Source organism: Streptacidiphilus albus JL83 (assembly GCF_000744705.1).
GTDB classification, from domain to species: Bacteria; Actinomycetota; Actinomycetes; order Streptomycetales; family Streptomycetaceae; genus Streptacidiphilus; species Streptacidiphilus albus.
Genome location: NZ_JQML01000001.1, coordinates 4,237,242 through 4,259,277 on the forward strand (window position 1 = coordinate 4,237,242; position 22,036 = coordinate 4,259,277).

A 22,036-nucleotide genomic window follows, 5' to 3' on the forward strand; every position below is an offset into this window, starting at 1 on the left:
CAATTCAAATATTGCCATGGCGCGTTCACGTCAATACGATGGAGCCGATCGTCGGCCCAGGACGAACCGAAGCAATGGGAGGCATTTCATGCAGCTCAACAGCAGGCGCGCGACCACCGTCATCGGCGCGGCGGCCGCCGCGCTGGCCCTCACCGCGGGCACGGCGGCCGCCGCGGCCGCCCCACCGTCCATCAACTACCTCAACTGCCCCACCACCGACACCATCTACACGGCGGGCAGCGTCCACATCATTACGTACACATATGACCGGACATCAGTCTTCTACACGACCCAGGGCGAGCTGGGCAGCTACCGGGTCTACTACCAGAACGGCAACGCGGCGAACCAATTGCTGGGGACCTTCGACTACTGGTGCTGAGTGCATTTCGGCGGCGGGTCGACCGATTACGACCTGTCATGGTGTCGGGCGGGTCCGACACACAGTGCCGCTGCCCGCCGGGGCCGGTCGCGGCTAGCGTCGGAGCATGACCAGCATCAGCAGCTTCGCCGTGCACATCCCCGACGCCGACCTGGAGCCGGATCCGCTGGACCCGGAGCAGATCGTCGCCGGCTCCCCCGAGGTCTCCGGCGCGGTCCTCTGGGAGTCCGAGGACGGCAAGCAGATCCGCGGAATCTGGCAGATCACCCCGGGCACCGTCACCGACACCGAGGCCGACGAGCTGTTCGTGGTGGTCAGCGGCCGGGCCACGATCGCGGTCGAGGACGGCGCGACCTTCGACGTCGGCCCCGGCGACGCCTGCGTGCTGCGCGAGGGCGACCGGACCACCTGGACCGTCCACGAGACCCTGCGCAAGGCGTACCACATCACCCTGCCGTAGTCGGCCCGCCGGCACGCACAGAGCCCCGGCCGGGGCGGTCCTCCGTGGAGGTCCGCCCCGGCCGGGGCTCTGCTGCGACCGGCCGACTGCCTGACTACTTGACCGATCCGGAGGTGAGGCCGGAGACGACCTTGCCCTCGATCAGGGCGAACAGGATGATCACCGGGACGGTGGAGAGCAGCCCGGCGGCGAAGAGGTGGCCCCAGTCGGTGGAGTACTGGCCGACGAAGGAGGAGAGCCTGACGGTCAGCGGCTCGGTGCCGGGGTCGGAGTTCATCAGCGTCAGGGCGACGATGAACTCGTTCCAGGCGGCGATGAAGGTGAAGATCAGCGCGGTGACGATGCCCGGCAGCGCCAGCGGGATGATGACGCGGAACAGCGCGCCGATCCGGGAGCAGCCGTCGACGATCGCGGCTTCCTCGATCTCCTTGGGGATGGCGCCGAAGTAGGCGTTGAGGATCCAGATCGCGAAGGCCATGTTGAAGCCGGCGTTGACCAGGATCAGTGCCCAGATCGAGTTCACCATGTTGAACTGCAGGAACTCGCGGTAGATGCCGACGATCATCGCGGTCGGCTGGAACATCTGGGTGATCAGCACCAGGACCAGGAAGACCCCACGCCCGAAGAACTTGCGCCTGGCGGTGTAGTACGCGGCCGGGATGCCGACCAGCAGGACCAGCAGCGTCGCGCCGCCGGCGATCTCCAGGCTGACGCCGATGTTGGAGGCGATGCCGGTGGACAGGAAGTTGTGCAGGGTGGGGTGGCTGGGGAAGTAGTCCCGGTCCAGGAGTTCGTTGTGCGGGCGCAGCGCGGTGATGAACATCTCGATGTACGGCAGCAGGAAGAAGATCCCGATGACGTAGGCGGCGCCGGCGGTGATGACGGTGCGCAGCCGGGGCGGCTTGCGCTGCTTCAGCACCTGCGGGGACCGGGGCTTGGCGGACGCGGGCACGGGCACGGTGTCGGTGGCCATTTGTCAGTCCTCCGCGGAGTTCCACTTGGACGCCCGCAGGAACAGCAGGACGATCACGATGATGAAGCCGAAGTTGACCACCGACATCGCAGCGCCCTCACCGATGTTCGACTGCTCGGTGGTGTACATGAAGATGGTGCTGGTGGCGTCGGCGCTGTTGGCGCCGCCCCCGTTCATCTCGTAGATGATCGGGAACGAGTTGAAGACGTTCATCACGTTGATGAGCGCCGCCACCATCAGCGCGGGGCGCAGCAGCGGCAGGGTGACGGACCAGTAGGTCCGGAAGACCGAGGCGCCGTCGAGCTTGGCGGCCTCGTAGACCTCGCCCGGGACCGCCTGCAGGCCGGCCAGCAGCGCGTAGGTGGTGAACGGGACCGAGACGAAGACCGCGACGAACATCTCCCAGATGAAGGCCGGGGTCTGCTCGGAGAGGGGGTTGGAGCCGGGGCCGTTGAACTGCTTGATGAAGCCGAGGTCGTGACCGATGAGGGTGATCACGCCGTTGCTCGGGTCCAGCATCCACTTGAAGATGATGGCGGTCATCACGACCGAGGCGGCCCAGGGCGCGATCAGCGCCCAGCGGGCGACCTTGCGGCCGGGGAACTGCTTGTTGAAGAGCTGGGCCACACCGAGGGAGACGAGCACGGTGACCGTGACGACGCCGAAGACCCAGACCGCGGTGCGGATGAGGACCCCGTTGAGGACCGGCTCGTCGAACAGCTTGGTGAATTCCGACCACCCGGCCGACCCGTGGTCGAAGCCCATCGAGTCGTACTTCTCGCGGGAGGTCAGGAACATCTGGACGACCGGCCAGATCACTACGAAAAGGATCAGCGCGGCCGCCGGAGCCACCCAGGGCAGGGGAGCGAGTGCGCGAGCCAGACGGCGCAGTGAACCGCCCGGACGTCGTGTGCCCTTGCCCGGTCCGCCCTGCCCGGGCGCAGGCGCCAACGCGTCTGCGTGGGTCGATTGCGTCATGGTCTTCTCCATCGGTGCGCGCCTGCGGCCAGTGCGGCTGGTGGTACGCCGCACTGGCCGCAGGCGCTGCGAGTGGTCTTAGTTGTTCAGGGCGAAGGTCTGCAGGGTGCCCAGGACGGAGGCCGGGGAGCTGGGGCTGTTCACCGCGGCGCCGATGGTCGGCTTGATCTTGCCCAGGACGGCGTCCCAGTTGGTGTTGGTCGGGTACTGCACCGCGTTCGGCACGGCCGCCAGGAAGCCGGCGTCGACCGGGTTGCTCGCGGAGAGCGCGGTCGAGGCGGAGGTGGTGGCCGGCAGCAGGTCGTACTCGTTGTCGAACTGCTCCTGGTACTTGTCCGCGTAGGCGAAGTCCAGGAACGCCTTGATCTGCGCCGCGTGGCCGCCGGTGTTGAAGGCGGTGATGTCGTCGTGGACGGCGAGGGCGGAGGTCAGCGGGCCGCTCTTGCCGGGCATCGCGACGACGCCGTAGTCCGCGGCGGTGAGCTTGCCGGTGGACTGGATGGTCGGGATCAGCGCGCCGGAGCCGCCGACCATGCCGACCGTGCCGGCCGCGAACGCGTCCCAGGCCTGGGTGCGGTTCTGGGTGGCGGCGCCGGACTCGGTGTCACCGGCGGCGACCAGTCCCTGCATGTACTGGAAGGTCGCGATGTTCTGCGCCGAGTTGATCGCGTACTTGCCCGAGCTGTCGGTGTAGTTGCCACCGTTGCCCAGCATCCACATCAGCGACTCGCCCTGCGCCTCCTCCGGGCCCAGCGGCATGTCGTAGCCCACGTTACCGCCCGGCAGCGCCTTGATCGCCGCCGCGTCGGCCTTCAGCTCGTCCCAGGTGGTCGGCGGCGTCGTGATCTTGGCCTGCGCGAAGAGCTTCTTGTTGTAGAACATGGCGCGGGCGCTGGTGGTGAACGGGGCGCCGTAGGCGACGCCGTTGTTCTCCTCCTGCTTCTCGAAGACCGGGATCAGGTTGGCGATGGTGCTCGCCGACATGACCTGGCTCAGCGGGTAGAGCAGGTTGTCGGAGGCGAACTGCTGGGGCGCGTCGCCCTCCAGGATGTCCGGGTACTGCTTGGCCTGGAACATCGCCGTGGTCTTGGCCTGCCAGTCGGTCCAGGAGATCGTCTGGACATGGACCGTGATGCTCGGGTTCTGGGCGTGGAAGGCGGTGGCGATGCCCTGCCAGTAGGCCTGCGAGCTGTTCGAGGTACCGGCCGTGCCGTAGTCGGCGGCAAGCAGGTTGATGGTGGTGGAACCACCACTGGAGCCCGACGAGGCCTTCGAGGAGGAGCTGCTGCTACAGGCCGTCAGGGCCATGGCGCCGGCAACACCGAGAGCAGAGAGAGCGAGCATACGACGCTTCAACGAACTACCGCCTTCGCAGATGCGAACCAGGTCCTGGCCTGGTCCGAATTTGAGTCCAAGGTCGGCAGTTGTGACCGGCGGGCGTGATGAGGGACCACCCGCTCGGACCGGAAGACCTGCCGTCCCCGTTGTGTCGGCAAGTCTGTCCGCGGGCCGGTCAAGAGGTCTACACCATTTACCGAATCGCTGAACTTCATTGCATCCTGCGCAACGACATTACGGACAAACCACCTGTAATTCCGGCAGCGGCAGTCATCTGATGCACCGTCATGTCTCCTACCGTGACCAGTTTCCTGATCGCAACAGTGAAATTTCTCGAACCCCCTTGCGGAATCACCCGGCCGTTCACCTGCGTTTCCACTTGGTCTAGACCACAGGCTCACCCCTTTCGACATCCGTGCAGCTCAAGCCCCTTGACACCGACCGCTACTCTCCGTGAGAAACAGGGAGCGGGGCCGTCGCCGGGCAGGGGGCGGTCGCACCGATCGAAACTTGGACCAGACCAATCCAATAACTGGACTAGACCTCTACTCCCTAGGAAAGGGAGACTGTCCCCCGTGAAGCACGTCATCGCACTCGATGTCGGCGGGACCGGCATGAAAGCCGCACTCGTCGCCCAGGACGGCACGCTCCTGCACGTGGAGCGCCGAGCCACCGGCCGGGAACACGGCACGGACGCCGTCGTCGACGGCATCCTCGACTTCGCCGCGCACCTGCGCGACGAGGGCCTGCGCCGCTACGGCACGGCCGCGGCCGCGGCCGGGGTCGTCGTCCCCGGGACGGTCGACGAGAAGAACGGCATCGCCGTCTTCTCCGGCAACCTCGGCTGGCGCGACCTGCCCATGCGCCGGCTCCTCAGCGAACGGCTGGCCGACGCCGGGCACACGCTGCCGGTGGCGCTCGGCCACGACGTCCGCACCGGCGCCCTGGCCGAGGCCAGGATCGGCGCCGGACAGGGCATCGACCGCTTCCTGTTCATCGCACTGGGCACCGGCATCGCCGGCGGCATCGGCATCGACGGACGGATCGAGGCCGGGGCCCACGGCAACGGCGGGGAGATCGGCCATGTGGTCGTCCGGCCCGGCGGGCCGCCGTGCGGCTGCGGTGGACGCGGCTGTCTGGAGACCCTGGCCTCCGCCTCCGCCGTCACCCGCGCCTGGGCCGCCGCCAGCGGCGACCCGAACGCCGACGCGGCCGGCTGCGCGCGGGCCGTCGAGGCCGGCGACAAGCGGGCGCTGGAGGTCTGGTCCGATGCCGTCGCCGCGCTGGCCGACGGGATCATCTTCGCCCAGAGCCTGCTCGACCCCCGAACGGTGATCATCGGTGGCGGCCTCGCCGAGGCCGGTGACACGCTGTTCACACCCCTGCGCGAGGCAGTCCTGGAGCGGATCACGTTCCAGGTGCCGCCCGCGCTCGTACCGGCGATGCTCAAAGACACCGCCGGATGCCTGGGCGCAGGGCTGCTCGCCTGGGATCTGCTCTCACTGGAGGTGACCGCGTGAACAACGCGGACCGCACTGTGCTGGCCGGGGCCAGGCTCGTCCTGCCCACCGGCGTCGTCGACAACGGGCGGCTGATCGTCGAGAACGGCCGGATCGTCGAGGCGGCGGCAGCGTCGGAGAGCGCGCTGCCCGAGGCCCCTGCGTCCGGGCCGCCGGCGCTGGACCTCGGCGGCTTCACCGTCGTCCCCGGGTTCGTGGACATGCACGTCCACGGCGGCGGCGGGGCGTCCTACGCCTCCGGCATCGCCGAGGAGGCGCTGACGGCCGCCCGGACCCATCTGGAGCACGGCACCACCACCACCGTCGCCTCCACCGTCACCGGCGAGATCGACGAGATCTGCCGGCAGGCGTCGGTGCTCAGCGAGCTGGTCGAGGACGGCGTGCTGGCCGGCGTCCACTTCGAGGGCCCGTTCATCAGCATCAACCGCTGCGGGGCGCACCAGCCCGACCTGCTCCGCGACCCCGACCCGGCGCTGGTCCGCAAGCTGGTCGACGCCGCCCGGGGCACCGCCAAGATGCTGACCCTGGCTCCCGAGCTGGACGGCGGCCTGGAGTCCATCCGGCTGCTGGCCGAGCTCGGCGTGATCGCCGCCGTCGGCCACACCGACGCCGGCTACGACCAGGTGCTGGCCGGCATCGACGCCGGTGCGACCGTCGCCACCCACCTCTTCAACGCCATGCCGGCCATCGGCCACCGCGCGCCGGGCCCGATCGTGGCGCTGCTGGAGGACGAGCGGGTCACCGTGGAGCTGATCGGCGACGGGGTGCACCTGCACCCGGCCGTGATCGACCTGGCCATGAAGGGCGCCGGTCTGGACCGGGTCGCCCTGGTCACCGACGCCATGTCGGCGGCCGGCTTCGGCGACGGCCTGTACCCGCTGGGCCCGCTCCAGGTCCGGGTGGAGAACGGCGTCGCCCGGCTGGTCGAGGGCGGCTCCATCGCCGGCAGCACGCTCACCCTGGACGTCGCCTTCCGCCGCGCGGTGACCCTCAACGGCCTGTCGCTGGAGCGCGCCGCCCAGGTGCTCTCGCTGAACCCGGCCAGGCAGCTCGGCCTGGACGACCGGGTCGGCTCGCTGGAGCCCGGCAAGTACGCCGACCTGGTGGTCCTGGACGCCGACCACCAGGTGGTCGCGGTGATGCGCCGGGGCGAGTGGGTCGTCGGCGCGGACGCCTTCCGGGTGCCGGCCCCGGCCTGACGCCCGACGCCCGCCGACGCCTCCGACGACGCGAGCGGCCTGCCACCCCGGGGGGATGGCAGGCCGCTCGCGTGTCCGTCGGTTCCCGGGTCGGCTAGTTCCAGGGCGGGGTGCTGCTGGAAACGGTCAGCGCGAGCTGGTCGACATTGATCCCGGCCGAGCTGCCGCCGCCGTAGCTCAGGGCGATGGTGTTGCTGCCGGCGTTGAGCGTCACCGAGGCGTACGAGCGCTGCCAGGCCTTGTCCCAGTCGGTGTTGCCCGAGATCCAGTTCTGCAGGTTGATCGTCTGGCTGGTCTGCTTGCCGTTGACGGTCATCGTGAACGGGTCCTGCGAGGTGCTGCCGGCCGCGTTGGCGTAGTGCACCCAGAAGGTGTACTGCCCGGCGGTCGGCACGGTGACATTGGCCCAGGTGATGCTCATCCCGGCGGCCGTCAGCGGGACGAACTTGCCGTCGGTGGAGGCGCCGCCGGTGTGGTTGTTCATCACCACCGCGTTGCCGCCGAGCGTCATGCCGGAGACGTTGGTCGCCCCCGGGAGCGCCGCCGAGGCCGAGGCCGAGGCGGAGGGGCTGACCGAGGCCGAAGCGGTGCTGCTGGCACCGGCCGAACCGCTGCCCTCCGCCGTGGCGGAGGACTTCGGGGGGCTGTTGTGGAGCAGCGCCACGCTGATGCCGATGACCACGGCCAGCACCACGCCGGCCGCGCCGAGCATCACCGCGCGGTTGCTGCCGCCCCGGCCCCGCCCGCGCCGCCGCCGGCCCGGCCACCGGCCCGGCCGCCGCCCTGCGGCGGTCCGGTCGGCGCGGCCTGCTGGCCGTACTGCTGACCGGGCTGCTGGCCCTGTTGCTGACCGGGCTGCTGGAACTGCTGCTGCTGGCCGGGCTGCTGGTAGGGCTGCTGCTGCGGGACCTGCGGCTGACCGTAGGCTCCCGGCTGCGGCCGCTGGCCGTACTGGGTGCGGCCGACCTGCGTCGCCTGCTGGTAGGAGGTGCGCGGCACGCCGGGCTGGGGCGCGGACCGGGGGGCCTCGCCCTCCTGGCCGCGGTAGAGGTAGGCGAACGGGTCGTCGTCCTCGGGCACGCCGTTGTCCTCGGCTGTCATCGAGTCGTCAACTCCCCTGTGGTGGCTTGTCCCTCCGCTCCGGCACGGCAGACGGGACAAGGTCAACGTACATGATCGAATCAGGGCGAAGCACCCTCGCGCACGCCGGAGGGCGGGCGCCCCCGTGTGCGGCACACTACCTCGAACGTGTGACAGAGAGGTAAGGCCGGGACCGGCCCGCGGTCAGCCCGCGCGGCGGTGGGAGCGCCCGCCGGAGGGGTTGTTGCCGGTCCCACCTGCGCGGGAGCGCTTCTCCAGATACATCCGCTCGTCAGCGGTGTGCAGTACCTCGTCGATGGTCATACCGCAGCCTGCCCAGCCGATGCCCAGACTCACACCGACCCGCACCGTACGGCCGCCCTCGACCCGGATCGGCGGGGTGATCGCGGTCCGCAGCCGCCCGGCCAGATCCCGGGCCTCCTCCCGGCCGACGCCGTCGGCCAGGACCACGAACTCGTCGCCGCCGAGCCGGGCCACCGTGTCGCCCTCGCGGACCACGTGCTGGAGCCTGCGGGCCACCTCGATCAGCACCGCGTCGCCGGCGCTGTGCCCGAAGCGGTCGTTGATCGACTTGAAGCCGTCCAGGTCGCAGAAGACCACCGCGAGCCCGCGTCCGCCCGGGGCCTCGGCCGCCGGGTCGTCCGGCAGCACCGCGTGCACGTGCTCGAAGCCCGCCGTCTCGTAGGCCTCGGCCGGACCGCTGTAGAGGCTCTCGTAGGTCGACAGGCCGTAGCTGTGGCTCTCCTCGGCGAGGAGGTCGGCGCCCCCGTCCAGCGCCTGCGGGCGGTCGCACAGCCGCATCCGCAGCCGGATCCGCAGCTCGGCCGCGTTCGGCAGCCCGGTCAGCCCGTCGTGGCTGGCCCGGTGCGCGAGCTGGAGCTCGTGCCGCTTCCGGTCCTCGATGTCCTCGACGTGGGTGAGCAGGAAGCGCACGCCCTCGGCGGTGTCGGCGACCACCGAGTTGCGCAGGTGGACCCAGAGGTAGCCGCCGTCCCGACGGGACAGTCGGACCTCCGCCCGGCCGTTCTCGGCCACCCGGCGCAGCTTCTGCTCGTCCTCCGGGTGGACCAGGTCGACGAAGCTGTAGCGCTCCAGCGACGCCCTGGGCCGCCCGAGCAGCCGGCAGAGGGCGTCGTTGACCCGGGTGAGCCGACCGCCGGCGACATCGTGCAGCTCGGTGATGGCCATCCCGCTCGGGGCGTACTCGAACGCCTGGCGGTAGCTCTCCTCGCTGGCGCGCAGGGTCTGCTGCTCGCGCTCGAAGCGGACCAGCGCGCGCTGCATCTCGGCCCGCAGCCGGGCGTTGCCGATGGCGATGCCGGCCTGCTGGCTGAACATCGCCAGCGCCTCGCGGCCCCAGGCGCCGGGGCGCCGCCCGTTGCGCGGCCGGTCCACCGAGAGCACGCCGAGCAGTTCGCCGCCGAGGCTGTGCATCGGGGCGAACAGGAAGTCGTCGACGTGCCAGTCCTCCTCGACCGGGGAGTCGATGCCGCGTCCGCCGCCCCAGGTGGGGATGTCGGGAGGGCTGGCCCAGGAGCGCTCGCGGGGGACGAAGACCAGCGGGCCCCACTTCTCACCGACCGCCAGCAGCCGGTTCCAGGAGTCCCGGGAGCCCGTCCGGCCGAGCATGGTGTCGATCCCGCTGTCCGGCTCGCCGTCCTCGTCGAGCTCCCAGACCGCGGCGACGACCAGGTCGCCGTCGGGCCGCACCAGGTTGACGGCGGCCGCCTCGTAGCCGAGACCGGTCACCGCCCCCTCCACCACGGCCTGCAGCGTCCCGGCGAGGCTGCGGGCCGCGTTGAGGTCCGCTATGACGCGGTGCAGGCTGCGCAGGGTCTCAAGCCGGACGTACGGCTCCGACTCGGTGTCCATCACGCGCTCCCTCCGTGACAGCGACGCAGCGGTCTCGCCCCCGGGACCCTGGGTGGATCCCTCCGTCTTTTCCTATCGTCCGATTGCCAAGCAAACTGAATCACAGGGAGCACACCAATAGGCACGCTGGGTCAGCAAATGGACGTCACTTGTGACCCAACTCACACAACTGTCGACCGGTGATAAGCAGTTCATTCAGGACAAACCCCGCCAATCCCGCCCCAGCAGCCCCCTTCGACATCGGCCGCTTCAGACAACAAATGAAGCCTCGGAGGGCTTGCGGACATGCAATTCGTTCATTCCTGGGTGTCAATGGCGCGTCAACGGCCCCGACCGGGCCCGTCGACCCCCCGGCCCGAATCCAAACCCGTTTGTCCGGGACCTGTCACTAGGACCTCGGTCGCACCCGCTGCTAGGTCGCACGGCCGATGCGACCTGCCCTCGGACGCGGATACGGTGCTCAGGTGTACATCGCAACCACGACCACCCCAGAACCTGTCGGCAGCGAGGCCTCACCGGAGGAGTTCCGCGCCGCGCTCGGGCACCTCGCCTCCGGCGTGGTGCTGCTCACCGCGCACGACCCGGAGGAGGGGGCGCGGGGCGAGGACATCGGGATGACCGCCACGGCGTTCCTCTCCGTCTCGCTGGAGCCCCCGCTGGTCCTGGTGTCCGTCCGGGCCGACTCGCGGATGGAGGAGGCGCTCTCCCGGATCGACCGCTGGGCGGTCTCGATCCTCGCCGCCGAGCAGCGGACGACGGCTGCCAGGTTCGCCATGAAGGGCCGGGTGAGCGACCGGCTGCTCTTCGCCGACCTGCCGCACGGGCGCGGCGCGGCGAGCGGGGCGCCGCTGGTGACCGGGGCGCTGGCGACGGTGGAGTGCCGCACCGAGCAGCGGGTGACCGCGGGCGACCACCTGCTGCTGATCGGCCGGGTGCTGGAGGCCAGGGCGGACAACTCCGACGGCGAGCCGCTGGTCTACTTCCGCGGGCAGTACCGCCGGCTGGGCTGAGCGCCGGGCCGCGGCGGGCGGGTCAGTCGAACCGCCCGGAACGGCCGCGCTTGACGTCCGCGCGGCGCTTCTTGTCGGTCAGTCGGCGCTCGACCATGCCCCGGCTCGGCCGGGTCGGCCGACGGCTGCGCGGCGGGGGTGCGACCGCCTCGCTCAGCAGCGCCCCCAGCCGGACCGCCGCGGCCTCCCGGTTGCGCCACTGGGAGCGGTGCTCGGACGCCTTGACGATGAGCACCCCGCCGTCCGTGAGCCGCCCGGAGAGGCGCTCCAGCGCCCGCTCCTTCCACACCTGCGGCAGCGCCTCGGAGGCGCCGAGGTCGAAGCGGAGCTCGACCTGGCTGTCGCTGGTGTTCACATGCTGGCCGCCGGGGCCGGAGGAGCGCGAGAAACGCCACTGGAGCTCGGCGTCGGGCAGGACGACCGAGCCGCGGACGCGGACGGGGAGGGACATGGCTCCATGGTCGCCGCTGCCCGGCCCTCCGCGCCAGGCATTAAGGCCGACCCGTCGGGGCGGGCGTCGGGGGCGGACGTCGGGGCGGTGCCGAAAGCGTGGGACGATCGGCGCGTGATCGAGCTCGGCTACTCCCTGTCCAACCGCTTCCCCGACCCCCCGCAGACCGACTACCGCAGCGTCGGCGTCCGCAGCCTGCGGCACGACCTCTTCTGCGGTGACATCCATCTGGAGGCCGAGGGCGGCGAGCTGGCCACCTCCTGGGGCTGGGTGCCGGTGCTGGACTTCGCCTGGGCCGTCTGCGACATCGTCGAGGAGATCGACCGCGACCCGGCCGGCGGCCGCTCCAGTGCGCTCCAGCAGTCCGAGCTGGACTTCACCGAGTCGGCCGACCTGCTGCGCTTCAGCCGCCGCTTCAACTGGGTGGAGATCCGCGCGGACTGGACCGAGGCCCCGCCGCTCACCGTCCGCCACGGCGAACTGCGGCGCGAGGCCCGGGACTTCCTGCACGACGTGATCGCCGACCTGGCCGACATGCACGAGGGCCTGGCCGACAACCCGGCCGTCTGGGAGCTCCAGGCCCGCTTTCCCCGGATGCCCTGAGCGCCGGACGCCCTGAGACCCGGGTCCCGGCCTCCGGGCGCCCTGAACCCGGGCGCAGCGGGGTCAGGGCTCGGTGCTGCGCCCGAGCAGCAGCGCCCCGGACGGCGCCGCCGCCGGAGTCCCGTGGACGTCCAGCCGGTGGAAGCCCAGCCGCTGGTAGAAGGCGAGCGCCCCGCTGTTGCCCGCGGCCATGCCGAGGTGCACCCGGGGCGCGCCGGCCGCGCGCACCGCCGCCAGGAAGGCGGCGACCATCGCCCGTCCCGCGCCCTGCCCCTGGGCCTGCGGCAGCAGGTCGATGTGGAGGTGGGCGGGGTACCGGTCGGGCACCTCGCCGTCCAGCATCCACTCCGGGTGGTGCAGTTGGGCGATCCGCTCGGCATCCGGCCCCTCGCCGCCGCCCTCGGGGTAGCGCGGCCCGACCACCGGCAGCCAGCTGCGCCGGTACTCGGCCACGAAGCGGCGGGTGTCGGGGGTCCCGATGATGTAGCCGATCGCCGTGTCCGCCTCGTCGGCGAGGACGAAGGCGAACTCCGGCTCCAGGTCGACATAGGGCCCGGTGAAGATCTCCGGCAGGATCCGCGGGTCCCGGTAGAGCGCGGTCGCGTCCGCACCGGCGTCACCGGTGCGGACGCAGACGTCGTAGCAGGCTTCCCGGTCGGCCGGGCGGTAGGCGCGTATGGTCGGCATCCCGCCAGCTTGGCACAGCCGGCTGGAGGCCCGACCGACCGGATCCGGTTACTTCCAGAGCGGGCTGGTGACGATCGCCCGGAGCTGCGCCAGGGTCAGCACCGGCAGCGGACGGGTCGCGGCCGTGCCCTGGGCGGTGGAGTTGAACTCCATGACCACGACGCGCAGCCCGTCGGGCTGGAGCAGGTCCGCCACCCGCTGGACCGCGCCGGAGCCGCCCTTCTCCGCACCCTCCTGGCTGAGCAGCAGCTTGTCGCCGTTGCCCAGCGTCGTGGCGGCGGCGAACAACTGGAACATCGCGGAGGCGTCGCTGTTCGGATCGGTGAGGCTCGAATTCAGGTCCCAGTGCTGGACGTTGACCTGGAACAGCGCCGGGCCGCGGCCGTCGTCGAGCTCGACCGAGACGTAGCCGGCCTGGCCGCTCTCCCCCGAGGTGGTGATCCCCTTCGGGAACAGCTTCCCGAGCGTGGCCAGAATGTGCGCCTCGGTGGTGTCGCCCGGGACCGGGGGCTGCGTCACCGGAGCGGGCTTCGGGAGCGCCGCCAGCGCCGGCGTCCAGTCCTCGGCGGTGAGGACGGCCCGGACCTGCGCGGCGGTCAGCGGCGGGTTCTTCCTGGTGGTGGCCGCCCCCTTCTCGGCCGGCGCGTTCCACTCCTCCAACTGCAGCTGCCCGCCGTCGGCGAAGGTCACCGTGCCGCTCCAGTCCTCGGCGGAGGTGGTCCGGGTCGGGTACTCGTAGCCCTGCTCGAACACGAACCGGCCGCCGCCCGCCAGCGTCCCGGCCGTGCACACCGTGTTCGGCACGGCGGAGGCGGCGGGGCAGTCCGGCACCCCGCCGCCGGGGGCCACCCTGGTCAGCGAGAAGTCGATCAGCGCGGCCCCCTTGCCGTCGTCCAGGACCACGGCGGCGGTGCCGCGCGGGCCGGTGCCGGCGGGTGCGAACACCGAGCCGGAGGGCAGCAGCCCGGCCAGCGTGCTGTTCATCCACTGCGCGGAGAGCAGCGGTCCGGTCGGGTGACGCGGGACCGGCGTGCCGTACACGGAGGCCGCACCGATCTGCGAGCGGTTGTCCTTCAGCGCGCCCGGCAGCACCGTGCCGCCGACGACGGCCGCCACGGCCAGCGCGGTGACGCCGCCCAGGATCCCGGCCGTCCGCCGGCGGCGGCGCCGACGGCCGTCCGCGAGGCCGCCGTTGACCAGGGTGACCAGGTCCGGTTGGAAGGACCGCGCCGTGTCCTGGAATGCTGCGCCGAGCTCGTCCTCGAAGGGCATGACTGATCACCATCTCTGTCATCGGGAAGGCACGTGGCAAGTAGGGGGTACAGCTCCTAGTGCTGGGCGAAGTCGCCCAGGCTGGTGCCGAGGACGCCGCGCAGCCGGGTCAGCGCGCGGGAGCACGCGGCGCGGACCACCCCGGCGGTCATCCGCAGGATCGCGCCGGTCTCCTCGACGCTGCGGTCCTCCCAGTAGCGCAGGACCAGCACCGCCCGGTCGCGGTAGGCCAGCCGGCCCAGAGCTTCGAGCAGGGCGATCCGGGTCGCGGAGTCGCCCTCGCGGACGGCGGCCTCGGCGACGTAGCCGGTCGGTTGCTCGCCGCTGCTGCGCCGCCGCTTGTGGCTGATGAAGGTCCGGGCCAGCACGGTGTGGGCGTAGGCCACCGGGTTGTCGGCCGCCGACACCCGGCGCCAGTTCAGATAGACCCGGCCCAGGGTCTCCTGCACCAGGTCCTCGGCCAGGTGGACGTCGCCCCCGGCGAGCAGGCAGGCCGACCGGTAGAGCTGGCCGCTCCGGTTGGTGGCGAACTCGACGAACTCGTCGACCTGTTCCTGCTTCACGCCTCGTCCACCCCGTGCTCGGTCCCGCCGGTCCCCCCGGCCTTCGTTTCCCGCCCCTATGACGCGGCGACGGCGGACCGCGTTACGGGGGGAACCGAGAAAAATCCGACGGGCGGGGTACAGGTCGGTTCCGACCTGTACCCCGCCCGGGGAGGATACGGCAGTGCGGTTCACCACCGCGGGTTCAGCGGGGTGGGGGCAGCCTGCTCAGGAAGACCTGGAAGGCGGTCGGATCCACCCGGGTCACCCCGGCGAAGGGGTAGTCCATCTCCTTGATCAGGATCAGCGAGACCACCACCAGCGCCCCCAGGGACAGCACCATCAGGCCGTGGGCCACGCTGTTCGACAGCCCGAAGAGAAAGGTGAACCCGACCGTCAGCACCCCGCCGGCGATCAGCGCGACCCACAGGATCGCCGGGACCGAGTCGCTCACCTCGTTGAGCCGCTCGCGTCTGGCCGACGCGAGGTTCTCGACATCGGTGACCGCATGGTCGTAGAGCACCTGCTGCTGGGCGGTGACCGGCTGGTAGCCGTAGACCAGCGAGCGGATCTGGTAGACCAGATCGGTGGCCTGCGGGCTGCTCCTGTGGTCGACCATCAGCGACCACTCGGAGTTCTCGACGGTGTTGGCGTAGGCGAGGGTGTCCTTCTCGATCTCGGCCCCCACCGGGAGCGGCATCGAGCGGGAGATCCAGTAGACCCCGGCGAGTGAGTCGGCCTCGCTGAAGGTGTTCTGCTGGGCCGCACCGACGTTCCCCCAGACCGAGATCACCACGAAGCCCAGCAGCACCGCGTACAGGACACCGACCCCGGCGAAGATGAAGCCGGCCACCTCGTTCTGGCCCTCGCGGCGGTGGTGCGGGACCAGCCGTTGGACCACCCAGAGCCCGCAGGCGATCCCGGCCATGGACAGTACGAAGATGACGACGTCGGACCAGTTCAATGAGCCCCCTTCGATCGAGCGGGCCGGCCTGTCGACCGGCCCGCCGCGGACGCGAGAACGGTGCGGCTCAGCCGTACTGCCGGGCGACCTCCACGTTCTCCAGTACGCCGAGGGCGTCCGGGACCAGGATCGCCGCCGAGTAGTAGGCGCTGACCAGGTACTGGATCACGGCCTTCTCGTTGATGCCCATGAACCGCACCGAGAGGCTGGGCTCGTACTCGTCCGGCAGGCCGGTCTGGTGCAGCCCGACCACGCCCTGGTTGTCCTCGCCGGTGCGCAGCGCCAGGATCGAGCTGGTGTTGCCGCCGTTGATCGGGATCTTGTTGCACGGGAAGATCGGCACCCCGCGCCAGGACGGGATCCGGTGGCCCTCGACGTCCACCGTGTCCGGGTAGAGGCCGAGCCGGTTGCACTCGCGGCCGAAGGCGGCGATGGCCCGGGGGTGGGCCAGGAAGATCTTGGTCCCCCGGCGACGGGAGAGCAGTTCGTCCAGGTCGTCCGGGCTCGGCGGGCCGCCGTGGGTCTGGATCCGCTGCTCGTGGTCGGCGTTGGCCAGCAGCCCGAAGTCCGGGTTGTTGACCATCTCGTGCTCCTGGCGCTCGCGCAGCGCCTGGACGGTGAGCTTCAGCTGCTGCTCGATCTGGTTCATCGGCTGGTTGTAGAGGTCGGCGACCCGGCTGTGGACCTGCAGCACGGTCTGGGCAACGCTCAACTCGTACTCGCGCGGCGTCAGTTCGTAGTCGACGAAGCTGCCGGGCAGCTCCTCCTCGCCCTCGTGGCCGGCCGCCAGGGCGATCTCGGCCTGGCCGTGCTTGTCCTGGGCCCTGGCGGCGTCGGCGCGGAAGCGCTCGACCTGCTCGCGCAGTTCCGGGGAGCGGCCGAGCAGGTCGGCGAAGGCCTCGCGCGGCAGCACCAGCAGGGTGCCGGCGGTGGCCGCCTTGGCGGTGTAGTCCCAGGTGGCGCCGTCATCGAGCAGGGTCTCGTCACCGAAGTGGGCACCGTTGGAGAGGGTGCCGAGCACCGCCTCGCTGTCGCCGAACTTGCCGTCACCCAGCTTACGGACCTTTCCGTGGGCGACCACCAGGACATGGCCGACCGGCACCCCGCGCTCGGCCAGGACCTCGCCGGGCTCGAACTCGCGCTGCTGGAAGCGTCCGGCCAGCTCGGTGAGCAGGGCCTGGTCGTCCAGGCCACGCAGCAGCGGCAGTTCGGCGAGGGTCGGCGGAACAATCGTTACTGCGGAGCCGGTCTGGGTGAAGCTGAGCCGCCCGCAGCCGATCGCATAGCTGAGACGCCTGTTGACGCGGTAGCTGCCGCCGCTGACCTGGACCCAGGGCAGCATCTTCAGCAGCCAGCGCGAGGTGATGCCCTGCATCTGCGGCGGCGTCTTGGTCGTCGTCGCGAGGTTCTTCGCTGCGGCTGTGCCGAGAGCGGTCTGCTGTTCAGTCATCTCTAGCTGTCTCCCCAGAAGCCGGTGTGACGTGCGCTTCCAGAGTGACGGTGTCGGGGGTGCCGGGCCATTCCCCGATCGAGTGAGCATGTTCGATTCCGGATCGGGGTAATTGCGAAATGATGCAGCGTCAGTTCTCCAGCGCGGAGAGCAGATCGGGCCAGACGACGGACTCCGGGTCAATCAGGTCGAAGTGGTCGAGCCCCAGGAATTCGACCGACTTCACGCTGTCGCCCGCGCTTTCGGCCCGCTCGGCGTACACCCGGCTCATCGCCAACGGCACCTGGACGTCCTCGGTCCCGTGCAGCAGCGTCACCGGGACGCCGAGCGGCAGCAGCGCCATCGGGTCGGCCAGCGCGTAGCGTCCGGGCACCCGGTCCGGGCCGCCGCCGAGCAGCCGGGCGGCGACGCCGTCCTCCAGACCCCAGGCGTCGGTCAGTTCCAGGGAGTTGCATCCGGCGAGCGAGACCACGCCGTCGGGCCGCCAGGAGCTGTGCCAGCCGCAGTCGATCGGGAGCCGGTGCCGGGCCGCCGCCCACAGCGCGAGCTGGCCGCCGGCCGAGTGGCCGAGCAGCACCGTGCGCCGGGGCCGGATCCCGTGCGCGGCGGAGATCGCGCCGAGCGTCTCGCAGAAGGTCGCGATGTCGTCGAAGGTCCCCGGCCAGCCCCCGCCGGAGGGTCCGATCCGGCGGTACTCGGGCACCACCACCGCATAGCCGGCCCGGGCCAGCGCATCGGCCAGCGGGCCCACGTGGGCCCGGTCGTACCGGTCCGACCAGAAGCCGCCGTGGATCAGCACCACCAGGGTGTCCGCCGCGCCCCGGGGCAGCCGCAGGTCGGCGACCTGTTCCGGGCGGTCGCCGTAGCGGGCGGTGTGGTCCGGCGGCGGCGCGGGTCGGCTGAGAATGTCTCGGCTCATCGGTCGGCTCCCTCTGGTGCCTCGGCGGCAGGTCGGGCCCCGCTGCTGCGGACCGGCCCCGCGACGGAGCTCAGGCCGGCTCGACCGGGCGCCAGAGTACGGGACTGGAAAGGATCATGGTGCTGGAGGGCTGCCCGTACTCCGCCACTCGGTCGATCAGCGCCTCGAACTCCGCCATCGACGCCACCGCCACCATCAGCACACAGCACGCTCCCCCGGTCACCCGGTGCAGTTGGAGCACCTCCGGCCAGCCGCGGACGGCGGGGTCGCGCAGCACGCAGCGCGGCCCGTAGCACTGCACCTGCACCAGGGCGCTCACCGGGAGTCCGGCGCGGACCAGGTCGACCTCGGCGTGGTAGCCCTTCAGCACCCCGGAGGCCTCCAGCCGCCGCACCCGCTCGGCCACCGCCGGGGAGGACAGGTTCACCCGCCGCGAGAGCTCGTTGAAGGAGAGCCTCGCGTCCTGCTGCAGTTCGGCCAGCAGCCGCCGGTCCAACGCGTCCATCCCCGGTCCTTCCGATCGACAATCCATCCGCACTGTCTGCCTTGTGCATGGTAGGCAACATCGGCGAAGTGGGCTGCGACGGCCATTCATCGCGCGCCCGGATCGACGCAGAATGATCGTGCGGCGCAACGGTGCGGCGCAGATGGAGACGTGCCATGCCCACCACCGCACACCCCGCAGCCCCCGCAGCCGCTTCGGCCGCTTCGGCTCCGAAGGTCGACTTCGACGGCCCCAGCACCCCGTACGCCGCCTACGCCGGGATAGACACCCTGCACTCGCTGCTCCAACCACGCAGCAAGGAGCCGGCCGAGACCTCTTTCATCGTCGCCACCCAGGTCATGGAACTGCTGTTCGGCCTGCTCCGGCACGAGTGGACGCTCGCCCAGCAGGCCCTGCGCGCCGACGACCTGACCGGGGCCACCGCCGCCCTGCGGCGCGGGCTCGGCGTCCAGGACGTCCTGGTCTCCTCCTGGGACCTGCTGGCGACGATGACCCCGGTCGAGTTCGACGCCTTCCGCCCGCAGCTCGGCGAGGCCAGCGGCTTCCAGTCGTACACCTACCTCCACCTGGAGTTCCTGCTCGGCAACCGGAACGAGCGGCTGCTCGCCCTGTACGCCGGCAGCCCGCGGATCCACACCGAACTGGCCGAGACCCTGCACGGACCGAGCCTGCCCGAGGACGCCAGGGGCGTGCTCGACCGGCGCGGCGTCGCGGACTGGGCCGCCGTCTACCGCGACCCGGCCCTCCGCGACCTGGCCCAGCTCGGCGAACTGCTGCTGGACGTCGCCGAGCGGGTCACCCGCTGGCGGCAGCGGCACCTGGTCGCGGTCAAGCGGGCCATGGGCGCCAAGCCGGGGACCGGCGGATCCAGCGGGCTGAGCTGGCTGGCCAAGGCCGCCGAGCAGGACGTCTTCCCGGAACTCTGGGCGGCCCGCAATGAGCTCTGAGCCCACCGCCGCGACCCCCGCCGAACTGGACGCGGCCGACCCGCTGCGCGACCGGCGCGAGCACTTCGTGCTGCCCGAGGGCGTGCTCTACCTCGACGGCAACTCCCTCGGCGCGCTCCCGGTGCACACCCCCGCCCGGGTCGCCGAGCTGGTCGAGCGCGAATGGGGCCAGGGCCTGATCCGCAGCTGGAACGAGGCCGGCTGGTACGACCTGCCGCGCGGCCTCGGCGACCGGATCGCCCCGCTGGTCGGCGCGGCCCCCGGCCAGGTCGTGGTCTGCGACTCGACCTCGGTCAACCTGTTCAAGGTGCTCACCGCCGCGCTGCGGCTGCGCCCCGAGCGCCGGGTGCTGGTCTCCGAGGAGGGCAGCTTCCCGACCGACCTCTACCTGACCGAGGGCGTGATCGGCGGCGCCGGCGACGGTCCCGGCGGCTACCGCCGACGGCTGCTCGGCCGCGAGGAGCACAGCCTGGAGGCCCTCGACGCGCTGCTCGACGCGGACACCGCAGTGCTGCTGCTCTCCCACGTCGACTACCGCACCGGGCGGCTCCGGGACATGGCCGCCGTCACCGAACTGGCGCACCGGCACGGCGCGCTGGTGGTCTGGGACCTCTGCCACTCGGCCGGGGCGCTGCCGGTCCGGCTGGACGACTGCGGCGTCGACTTCGCCGTCGGCTGCGGCTACAAGTACCTGAACGGCGGCCCCGGCGCGCCCGCCTTCCTCTACGCCGCCGAGCGCCACCACGCCGCCGCCGAGCAGCCGCTCACCGGCTGGTTCGGCCATGCCGAGCCCTTCGCCTTCGAGACCGGCTACCGCCCCGCCCCCGGCATCGGCCGCTTCCTCACCGGGACCCCGCCGCTGCTCGCCCTGGCCGGGCTGCAGGCCGCCCTCGGCATCTGGGAGGAGGTCGACCTGGACGCGCTGCGCGCCAAGAGCCTGGCGCTGACCGACCTGTTCCTCGACCTCACCGCCCCGCTCGGACTGGAGGTGCTCACCCCGCTCCCGCCGGAGCAGCGCGGAAGCCAGGTCTCGCTGCGCCATCCGCAGGCCAGGGCGGTGATGGCGGCGCTGATAGAGCGCGGGGTGATCGGCGACTTCCGCGCCCCCGACGTGCTGCGCTTCGGCTTCACCCCGCTGTACCTGTCCTACGCGGACGTCGCCGCGGCGGCCCGGGCGCTGTGCGAGGTGGTCGGGTCCGGGATCTGGCGCGAGCCCCGCTTCGCCGACCCCGGCGGCGCGGTGACCTGACAGGAGTGTTGCCCGAGTACGCCACTGTTGAATCCGAGGGCCTGCTGCCACAATGACGGTATGCCCGCCGCCGCCAGGTCCCGCCGCGCCCTCGGTCTCGCCCTGCTCTCCGCCTGCGCCTTCGGCGGCTCCGGGGTCGCGGCCAAACCGCTGATCGGCGCCGGGCTCTCGCCGGTGCAGGTGGTCTGGCTGCGGATGGCCTGTTCGGCGCTGGTGCTGCTGCCGGTCGCGGTGCGCCACCGCGACCTGCCGCGCCGGCATCCCGGGCTGCTGCTCGGCTTCGGCCTGGTCGGCGTGGTCTTCGTGCAGGGCTGCTACTTCTTCGCCATCTCCCGGATCCCGGTCGGGGTGGCGCTGCTGATCGAGTACCTGGGCCCGGCGCTGCTGCTCGGCTACGTCCGCTTCGTCCAGCGGCGCCGGGTGACCCGGGCCGCGACCGTCGGCGCGCTGGTGACCATGGCCGGTCTGGCCCTGGTGGTGCAGTTCTGGGAGGGCCTGGGCGGCCTCGACCCGGTCGGCGTGCTCGCCGCACTGGGCGCGGCCCTGGGGATGGTCGGCTACTTCGTCATCTCCGAGAAGTCCGGGGCCCAGGCGGCCGACCCGGCCGGGCCGGAGCGGGCGCCGATCGACCCGCTCGGGCTGACCGCCTACGGGCTGCTGATCGGCGCGCTGATGCTGCTGCCGTTCGCCCAGCCCTGGTCGATCCACTGGCGGTTGCTCGGCGGGCAGGCCGACCTGGGCGGGCAGCGGCTGCCCGCGCTGGTGCTGCTCGGCTGGATCGTGCTGATCGCCACCGTCCTCGCCTACCTGACCGGGGTGGCCTCGGTCAGCCGGCTCTCCGCGCCCGTCGCCGGGGTCGTCGCCTGCCTGGAGGCCGTGGTGGCGACGGTGCTGGCCTGGGTGCTGCTGGGCCAGCACCTGGACAGCCCGCAGATCGTCGGCGGGCTGCTGGTGCTGGTGGGCGCCTGCGTGGCGCAGACCTCGGGCGCGGTCGCCGGACCGGCCAGGAAGGGCCCCGTCGCGGAGGGCTCGACCGCCGAGGAGTCGACCGCCGAGGACTCGACCGCGGGAAGCCGGACCGCGGTCAGCCCCGCCGGTACGGCGCGGGGCTGACCTGGTCCGGGTCCTCCGGCAGTCGGCAGATGTGCTGGAGCCACAGCCCGGCCGCCATCACGCCGATCCCGGCCAACACCGCGAGACCGGCGGTGACCACCTGGCCGTGCCGCCCCGGGACGGAGTCCCACTGGCTGCCCAGGAACACCCCGAGCCCCCCGTAGACGCCGGTGACCAGGGCCGCGACCAGGGCGCTGGCCTGCCCCAGGACCACCGCGCGGGCCGCCCCCAGCGGGTCGACCCCCTTGGCGTCGGGGACCCGCTCGCGCTGGGCCCGCAGCCGGGCCCGGAGCGAGACGGCGGTCGCGGCCAGCACCACCGCGATGATCGCCAGCACGATCGGGGCGGCCGTGGGCACGCCGGGAACCGTCCCCAGCGAGTTCCACAGCCGGGTGCCGCCCCAGCAGAGCAGCCCCGTGACCAGGGTGATCCCGACGAGTACGACCGGGCGTAGCGGCTTCACTTCTCCCCTTCTCGCAAGCTTCTTCTCTTCTCGCAAGCTTC

The 22,036-nt window shown here is 71.6% G+C and carries 24 protein-coding genes; 9 read left to right on the forward strand and 15 right to left on the reverse strand.

The annotated features are described in order from the left end of the window. Nucleotides 1–88 precede the first annotated feature (88 nt). Nucleotides 89–379 (forward strand): hypothetical protein, encoded by a 291-nt coding sequence (locus BS75_RS18205; RefSeq protein WP_034089000.1) that lies wholly within the window; start codon nucleotides 89–91, stop codon nucleotides 377–379. Between the two features lie 106 nt (nucleotides 380–485). After that, entirely contained in the window at nucleotides 486–839 is a 354-nt protein-coding gene (locus BS75_RS18210; protein ID WP_034089001.1) for a cupin domain-containing protein, read from the forward strand. A 94-nt stretch (nucleotides 840–933) separates the two neighbouring features. Here BS75_RS18210 and BS75_RS18215 read toward each other — a convergent pair whose 3' ends face one another. The 3 genes from BS75_RS18215 to BS75_RS18225 form a co-directional block, all read right to left on the reverse strand. Further along, nucleotides 934–1,812 carry a carbohydrate ABC transporter permease gene (locus tag BS75_RS18215; protein WP_081982417.1) on the reverse strand — a complete coding sequence of 293 codons (879 nt, stop codon included), beginning with the start codon at nucleotides 1,810–1,812 and terminating at the stop codon, nucleotides 934–936. A gap of 3 nt (nucleotides 1,813–1,815) precedes the next feature. Beyond that, on the reverse strand, nucleotides 1,816–2,631 hold the full coding sequence (locus BS75_RS18220; protein WP_231607819.1) for a carbohydrate ABC transporter permease: 816 nt from the start codon (nucleotides 2,629–2,631) through the stop codon (nucleotides 1,816–1,818). Between the two features lie 237 nt (nucleotides 2,632–2,868). Then, entirely contained in the window at nucleotides 2,869–4,134 is a 1,266-nt protein-coding gene (locus tag BS75_RS18225; RefSeq protein WP_152645911.1) for an extracellular solute-binding protein, read from the reverse strand. 569 nt (nucleotides 4,135–4,703) lie between these two features. Here BS75_RS18225 and BS75_RS18230 point away from each other — a divergent pair. Beyond that, entirely contained in the window at nucleotides 4,704–5,648 is a 945-nt protein-coding gene (locus BS75_RS18230) for an ROK family protein (RefSeq protein ID WP_034089004.1), read from the forward strand. Continuing rightward, nucleotides 5,645–6,847 (forward strand): N-acetylglucosamine-6-phosphate deacetylase, encoded by a 1,203-nt coding sequence (nagA, locus tag BS75_RS18235; protein ID WP_034089005.1) that lies wholly within the window; start codon nucleotides 5,645–5,647, stop codon nucleotides 6,845–6,847. Before BS75_RS18230 ends, nagA begins: the two co-directional genes overlap by 4 nt. 94 nt (nucleotides 6,848–6,941) lie before the next feature. On the opposite strand, the gene BS75_RS18240 is transcribed toward nagA, so the two are convergent. The 3 genes from BS75_RS18240 to BS75_RS18250 all read right to left on the reverse strand — a co-directional run bounded on the left by BS75_RS18240 (nucleotide 6,942) and on the right by BS75_RS18250 (nucleotide 9,820). After that, nucleotides 6,942–7,562, reverse strand: a complete 621-nt coding sequence (locus BS75_RS18240) for a carbohydrate-binding protein (RefSeq protein ID WP_156164265.1) — start codon at nucleotides 7,560–7,562, stop codon at nucleotides 6,942–6,944. Next, entirely contained in the window at nucleotides 7,559–7,948 is a 390-nt protein-coding gene (locus tag BS75_RS18245; RefSeq protein WP_034089007.1) for a hypothetical protein, read from the reverse strand. Before BS75_RS18245 ends, BS75_RS18240 begins: the two co-directional genes overlap by 4 nt. Nucleotides 7,949–8,131: 183 nt before the next feature. Beyond that, complete coding sequence (locus tag BS75_RS18250) at nucleotides 8,132–9,820, reverse strand: diguanylate cyclase (RefSeq protein ID WP_034089008.1); 1,689 nt, start codon at nucleotides 9,818–9,820, stop codon at nucleotides 8,132–8,134. Nucleotides 9,821–10,248: 428 nt separating this feature from the next. On the opposite strand from BS75_RS18250, the gene BS75_RS18255 reads away from it, so the two are divergent. Beyond that, on the forward strand, nucleotides 10,249–10,830 hold the full coding sequence (locus BS75_RS18255; RefSeq protein ID WP_081982419.1) for a flavin reductase family protein: 582 nt from the start codon (nucleotides 10,249–10,251) through the stop codon (nucleotides 10,828–10,830). A gap of 22 nt (nucleotides 10,831–10,852) precedes the next feature. Here BS75_RS18255 and arfB read toward each other — a convergent pair whose 3' ends face one another. Beyond that, nucleotides 10,853–11,281 (reverse strand): alternative ribosome rescue aminoacyl-tRNA hydrolase ArfB, encoded by a 429-nt coding sequence (gene arfB / locus BS75_RS18260; RefSeq protein WP_034089009.1) that lies wholly within the window; start codon nucleotides 11,279–11,281, stop codon nucleotides 10,853–10,855. Between the two features lie 114 nt (nucleotides 11,282–11,395). Between arfB and BS75_RS18265 the strand changes: the two genes are divergently transcribed. Beyond that, nucleotides 11,396–11,884, forward strand: coding sequence for a hypothetical protein (locus BS75_RS18265; RefSeq protein WP_034089010.1), 489 nt, complete (start codon nucleotides 11,396–11,398; stop codon nucleotides 11,882–11,884). Nucleotides 11,885–11,947: 63 nt separating this feature from the next. Here BS75_RS18265 and BS75_RS18270 read toward each other — a convergent pair whose 3' ends face one another. From BS75_RS18270 to BS75_RS18300, 7 genes are all read right to left on the reverse strand, one after another. Beyond that, nucleotides 11,948–12,571 carry a GNAT family N-acetyltransferase gene (locus BS75_RS18270; protein ID WP_034089011.1) on the reverse strand — a complete coding sequence of 208 codons (624 nt, stop codon included), beginning with the start codon at nucleotides 12,569–12,571 and terminating at the stop codon, nucleotides 11,948–11,950. A gap of 48 nt (nucleotides 12,572–12,619) precedes the next feature. Continuing rightward, nucleotides 12,620–13,843, reverse strand: coding sequence for a hypothetical protein (locus tag BS75_RS18275; RefSeq protein ID WP_034089012.1), 1,224 nt, complete (start codon nucleotides 13,841–13,843; stop codon nucleotides 12,620–12,622). A 56-nt stretch (nucleotides 13,844–13,899) separates the two neighbouring features. Next, nucleotides 13,900–14,406, reverse strand: a complete 507-nt coding sequence (locus BS75_RS18280; protein WP_034089013.1) for a SigE family RNA polymerase sigma factor — start codon at nucleotides 14,404–14,406, stop codon at nucleotides 13,900–13,902. Nucleotides 14,407–14,590: 184 nt separating this feature from the next. Beyond that, nucleotides 14,591–15,349 (reverse strand): bestrophin-like domain, encoded by a 759-nt coding sequence (locus BS75_RS18285; RefSeq protein WP_034089014.1) that lies wholly within the window; start codon nucleotides 15,347–15,349, stop codon nucleotides 14,591–14,593. Between the two features lie 67 nt (nucleotides 15,350–15,416). Further along, on the reverse strand, nucleotides 15,417–16,799 hold the full coding sequence (locus BS75_RS18290; RefSeq protein WP_034089015.1) for a family 2B encapsulin nanocompartment shell protein: 1,383 nt from the start codon (nucleotides 16,797–16,799) through the stop codon (nucleotides 15,417–15,419). A gap of 130 nt (nucleotides 16,800–16,929) precedes the next feature. Next, nucleotides 16,930–17,718: an alpha/beta hydrolase family protein gene (locus BS75_RS18295; protein ID WP_034089016.1), complete on the reverse strand. Its 789-nt coding sequence runs from the start codon at nucleotides 17,716–17,718 to the stop codon at nucleotides 16,930–16,932. Nucleotides 17,719–17,788: 70 nt separating this feature from the next. Next, the gene (locus tag BS75_RS18300) at nucleotides 17,789–18,223 is read right to left on the reverse strand and encodes an Lrp/AsnC family transcriptional regulator (protein ID WP_152645910.1); all 435 of its coding nucleotides are present in this window, start codon (nucleotides 18,221–18,223) and stop codon (nucleotides 17,789–17,791) included. Between the two features lie 155 nt (nucleotides 18,224–18,378). Between BS75_RS18300 and BS75_RS18305 the strand changes: the two genes are divergently transcribed. The 3 genes from BS75_RS18305 to BS75_RS18315 are packed head-to-tail and all read left to right on the forward strand — an operon-like array spanning nucleotide 18,379 to nucleotide 21,532. Next, the gene (locus BS75_RS18305) at nucleotides 18,379–19,170 is read left to right on the forward strand and encodes a tryptophan 2,3-dioxygenase (RefSeq protein ID WP_034089018.1); all 792 of its coding nucleotides are present in this window, start codon (nucleotides 18,379–18,381) and stop codon (nucleotides 19,168–19,170) included. Beyond that, nucleotides 19,160–20,419, forward strand: coding sequence for a kynureninase (gene kynU, locus BS75_RS18310; RefSeq protein ID WP_034089019.1), 1,260 nt, complete (start codon nucleotides 19,160–19,162; stop codon nucleotides 20,417–20,419). The genes BS75_RS18305 and kynU overlap by 11 nt, the downstream gene beginning before the upstream one ends. 60 nt (nucleotides 20,420–20,479) lie before the next feature. Continuing rightward, nucleotides 20,480–21,532 carry an EamA family transporter gene (locus tag BS75_RS18315; RefSeq protein ID WP_042438231.1) on the forward strand — a complete coding sequence of 351 codons (1,053 nt, stop codon included), beginning with the start codon at nucleotides 20,480–20,482 and terminating at the stop codon, nucleotides 21,530–21,532. Here the strand turns inward: BS75_RS18315 and BS75_RS18320 are convergent. Next, the gene (locus tag BS75_RS18320) at nucleotides 21,504–21,995 is read right to left on the reverse strand and encodes a DUF3180 domain-containing protein (protein WP_034089020.1); all 492 of its coding nucleotides are present in this window, start codon (nucleotides 21,993–21,995) and stop codon (nucleotides 21,504–21,506) included. The two genes, BS75_RS18315 and BS75_RS18320, sit on opposite strands and share 29 nt — an antisense overlap. Nucleotides 21,996–22,036: the final 41 nt, after the last annotated feature.